Origin of the sequence: Streptomyces cinereospinus, assembly GCF_042430725.1 — a bacterium.
GTDB lineage: Bacteria > Actinomycetota > Actinomycetes > Streptomycetales > Streptomycetaceae > Streptomyces > Streptomyces cinereospinus.
Genome location: NZ_JBHMCY010000142.1, coordinates 1 through 4,685, shown reverse-complemented (window position 1 = coordinate 4,685; position 4,685 = coordinate 1). Strand labels below are relative to the sequence as shown.

Here is a 4,685-nt window from a genome sequence, read left to right as displayed (position 1 = left end):
CGCTGGGCGCCGCCCTGGCGGTGACCGCGGCCGCCGCGGCCGCCGAGGCGCTCCTCGGCCCGTACGGCGCCCTGCGCGCCGCCGTCGCGGTGCCCGGCGCCGCCGCCGCCGCCGCGGTGCTGCTGCGGCACGGCGTGCGCCGGTTCGGCGGCGTCACGGGGGACGTGTTCGGCGGGCTCGCGGAGACCGCGGCCACGACGGCCCTGCTGGTGCCGGTCCTGGTCTGAGGCGCCTCAGCACGTCCGGCGCCCCGCCCCGGGGCGCCGGCGCCACGGCGGTCTCGGCGTGCGGGCCGGCTGGAGCCGGGCCGGTGCCGCCCGGGCCGGTGCCGCCCGGGCCGAGCGGCGGCCGGCCCGGAGGATGCCCGTGCGTCCCGGCCGCGCCGCGCCCGGGTCCGCCGGACGCACGGGAGACCGGCGGACAACGCGCGAAGCGGCGAGCGCCCGGTGCACGCGAGCCCGACGCGTACGACCCAGGTCATGGGGTGCGAGGATCAGTACATGACCATGACGCCACTGACAGGTGAACGTCCCCGGGAATGCTCGAACGGACACCGGGCGTAGGCTCGTGCCAGGTCATGACCCGTCCAGGTACAGACTCCACCGCACGAGGGATCCAGGGTCGGCTGTCGGGCCCGGCCGGCCCATCCTTCGGCCACCGGAACTTCACATCGGAAGCGAGATTTCACCACCGTGACTGCTCTCACTCTCAGCACCGCCGCGGCGCCCGGCCTGCGGGCCGACGCGATCGTGATCGGTGTCGCCAAGGGCGACAAGGGCCCGGTCGTCGCACCGGGCGCCGAGGCCGTGGACAAGGCGTACGACGGCGGGCTCGCCGGCGTCCTGGAGACCCTGGGCGCCTCCGGCGCCGAGGGCGAGGTGACGAAGCTGCCCGCCCCGGCCGGATTCAAGACGCCGCTCGTGGTGGCGGTGGGCCTCGGTGCCCGGCCGGAGAAGGACGCCGGGTACGGCACGGAGGCGCTGCGCCGGGCCGCCGGGGCCGCCGCCCGCGCGCTGGCCGGCGCCAAGAGGGCCGCCTTCGCGCTGCCGGTCGCGGACGCCGCCTCGGCCGGCGCGATCGGCGAGGGCGCGCTGCTCGGCGCGTACTCCTTCGACGTGTACAAGGACAACGGCGCCAACGCCCGGGGCAGGAAGAACGGCAAGGCCCCGCTCGCCGAGGTCACCGTGCTCGGCGCCCGGCCGCGCGACAAGGCGTACAAGGCGGCGGTCGAGCGCGCCACGGCCGTGTGCGAGGAGCTCAACCGCGCCCGCGACCTGGTCAACACCCCGCCGAACGACCTCAACCCCGAGGCGTTCGCCGCCGTGGCCCAGGCCGCGGCCAAGGAGCACGGCGTCAAGGTGCAGGTGCTCGACGAGAAGGCCCTGGCCAAGGGCGGGTACGGCGGCATCCTGGGCGTGGGCGCCGGGTCGGCGTCGGCGCCGCGCCTGGTGAAGCTGTCGTACACCTCCTCGAAGGCGAAGAAGCACCTCGCGTTCGTGGGCAAGGGCATCACCTACGACTCGGGCGGCATCTCGCTGAAGCCGGCCGGCCACAACGAGACGATGAAGTGCGACATGAGCGGTGCGGCGGCGGTGTTCGCGGCCGTGGTCGCCGCCGCCCGGCTCGGGCTGGAGGTCAACGTCACCGGGTGGCTGGCGCTGGCCGAGAACATGCCGTCCGGTTCGGCCACGCGCCCGGGTGACGTGCTGCGGATGTACAGCGGCAAGACGGTCGAGGTGCTGAACACCGACGCCGAGGGGCGGCTGGTGCTGGCGGACGCCCTGTGGGCGGCGTCGCTGGAGAAGCCCGACGCGATCGTGGACGTGGCGACGCTGACCGGCGCGATGATGCTGGCGCTGGGCAGCCGGACGTTCGGTGTGATGGCCAACGACGACGCGTTCCGCTCCGCGGTGCACGAGGCCGCGGAGGAGGTCGGTGAGGCGGCGTGGCCGATGCCGCTGCCGGAGCACCTGCGCAAGGGGATGGACTCGGCCACCGCCGACATCGCCAACATGGGCGAGCGGATGGGCGGCGGTCTGGTCGCCGGGCTCTTCCTGCGGGAGTTCGTGGGTGAGGGGATCACCTGGGCGCACCTCGACATCGCCGGGCCCGCCTTCAACGAGCAGGGGCCGTTCGGGTACACGCCGAAGGGCGGGACCGGGTCCGGGGTGCGGACGCTGGTGCGGCTGGCCGAGCTGACGGCCGCGGGCGACCTGGGCTGACGGCCGGCCGGCAGCCCGGCCGTCGCCGCCGTGCCGGGGCGCGGGGGTCCGCCGCCGATCGCGCGGGCCCCCGCGCCCCGGGGCGCAGCAGTGGGGCGTATCACACAGTGGCCCCGCGTCTCGTTGTGTGCCGACAGGTGCGAAGATGGGGCTCGGCAGGACAGGGCCCCACCGAAGGGCCGAAGTAGAGCGGCCGGACACCAGCCGCCAGCCGGTCATCGTCGACCGGCGTACGGCGCACATGCATGGAGGACGTGACGTGGCGAACGACGCCAGCACCGTTTTCGACCTAGTGATCCTCGGCGGTGGTAGCGGTGGTTACGCCGCGGCCCTGCGCGGGGCTCAGCTGGGCCTGGACGTCGCCCTGATCGAGAAGGACAAGGTCGGCGGCACCTGCCTGCACCGGGGTTGCATCCCCACCAAGGCCCTGCTGCACGCGGGCGAGATCGCCGACCAGGCCCGCGAGAGCGAGCAGTTCGGCGTGAAGGCCACCTTCGAGGGCATCGACGTGGCCGGGGTCCACAAGTACAAGGACGAGGTGATCTCGGGCCTGTACAAGGGCCTGCAGGGCCTCGTCGCCTCCCGGAAGGTGACCTACATCGAGGGTGCGGGGCGCCTGTCCTCCCCGACCTCGGTCGACGTGAACGGGCAGCGCATCCAGGGCCGCCACGTGCTGCTGGCCACCGGTTCCGTGCCCAAGTCGCTGCCGGGCCTGGAGATCGACGGCAACCGCATCATCTCCTCGGACCACGCCCTCGTCCTGGACCGCGTGCCGAAGTCGGCGATCGTGCTCGGCGGCGGTGTCATCGGCGTGGAGTTCGCCTCCGCCTGGAAGTCCTTCGGCACCGACGTCACGGTCATCGAGGGCCTCAAGCACCTCGTCCCGGTCGAGGACGAGAACAGCTCCAAGCTGCTGGAGCGCGCCTTCCGCAAGCGTGGCATCAAGTTCAACCTCGGCACCTTCTTCCAGAAGGCCGAGTACACCCAGGACGGCGTCAAGGTCACCCTCGTCGACGGCAAGGAGTTCGAGGCCGAGGTGCTGCTGGTCGCCGTCGGCCGCGGCCCGGTCTCGCAGGGCCTGGGCTACGAGGAGGCCGGGGTCGCCATGGACCGCGGTTACGTCCTCGTCGACGAGTACATGCGGACCAACGTCCCGACGGTCTCGGCGGTCGGCGACCTGGTCCCGACGCTCCAGCTCGCGCACGTCGGCTTCGCCGAGGGCATCCTGGTGGCGGAGCGGCTGGCCGGTCTGAAGGTCGTCCCGGTCGACTACGACGGCGTGCCCCGCGTGACGTACTGCCACCCCGAGGTCGCCTCCGTCGGCATCACCGAGGCCAAGGCCAAGGAGATCTACGGCGCGGACAAGGTCGTCGCCCTGAAGTACAACCTGGCGGGCAACGGCAAGAGCAAGATCCTGAAGACCGCGGGCGAGATCAAGCTCGTCCAGGTCAAGGACGGCGCGGTGGTCGGCGTGCACATGGTCGGCGACCGGATGGGCGAGCAGGTCGGCGAGGCGCAGCTGATCTACAACTGGGAGGCGCTGCCGGCCGAGGTGGCCCAGCTCATCCACGCCCACCCGACGCAGAACGAGGCGCTCGGCGAGGCCCACCTGGCCCTGGCCGGCAAGCCGCTGCACTCCCACGACTGACGCCCTCGGTCATCGGGCGCGACGACACAGACTTCCGCAATTCGTTAGGAGCAACCGAAACCATGGCGGTTTCCGTAACCCTTCCGGCGCTCGGCGAGAGCGTCACCGAGGGCACCGTCACCCGCTGGCTGAAGGCCGAGGGTGAGCGCGTCGAGGCCGACGAGCCCTTGCTGGAGGTGTCGACCGACAAGGTCGACACCGAGATCCCGGCCCCGGCCTCCGGCGTGCTGTCCTCCATCAAGGTCGCCGAGGACGAGACCGTCGAGGTCGGCGCCGAGCTGGCCGTGATCGACGACGGCACCGGTGCCCCGGCCGCCGCTCCGGCGCCCGCCGCCGAGCAGGCCCCGGCCGCCGAGCAGGTCGCCCCGCCGGCTCCGGAGCCGGCCCCGCAGGCCCAGCCGTCCACCGAGCAGGCCGCTCCCGCCCCGGCGCCCACCGCCGAGGCCACGGCCGGCGGCGGCTCCGCCGAGGGCACGGACGTGGTCCTGCCCGCGCTCGGCGAGTCCGTCACCGAGGGCACCGTCACCCGCTGGCTGAAGTCGGTCGGCGACAGCGTCGAGGCCGACGAGCCGCTGCTGGAGGTGTCGACGGACAAGGTCGACACCGAGATCCCCGCCCCGGCCTCCGGTGTGCTGCTGGAGATCGTGGTCGGCGAGGACGAGACGGCGGAGGTCGGCGCCAAGCTGGCCGTCATCGGCGCCGCGGGTGCGGCTCCGGCCGCTGCCCCGGCTCCGGCCGCCCCGGCCCCGGCGCCCGCCGCCGAGGCCCCGCAGGCCCCGGCCGCCCCGCCGGCCCCGGCCGCCGCCCCTCAGCCC

At 73.9% G+C, this 4,685-nt stretch carries 4 protein-coding genes; all 4 read left to right on the top strand.

From position 1 onward, the window contains the following. Positions 1-227: adenosylcobinamide-GDP ribazoletransferase (locus ACFF45_RS35015; RefSeq protein WP_381351063.1), on the top strand; the 227-nt coding region annotated here is incomplete at its 5' end. A gap of 465 nt (positions 228-692) precedes the next feature. Continuing rightward, entirely contained in the window at positions 693-2,222 is a 1,530-nt protein-coding gene (locus ACFF45_RS35010) for a leucyl aminopeptidase (RefSeq protein WP_381351062.1), read from the top strand. 259 nt (positions 2,223-2,481) lie between these two features. Next, a complete protein-coding gene (gene lpdA, locus ACFF45_RS35005; protein ID WP_381351061.1) occupies positions 2,482-3,870 on the top strand; it encodes a dihydrolipoyl dehydrogenase in 1,389 nt (462 codons plus the stop codon). Positions 3,871-3,932: 62 nt separating this feature from the next. Continuing rightward, on the top strand, positions 3,933-4,685 hold a 753-nt coding region (locus ACFF45_RS35000; RefSeq protein WP_381351059.1), incomplete at its 3' end, for a biotin/lipoyl-containing protein.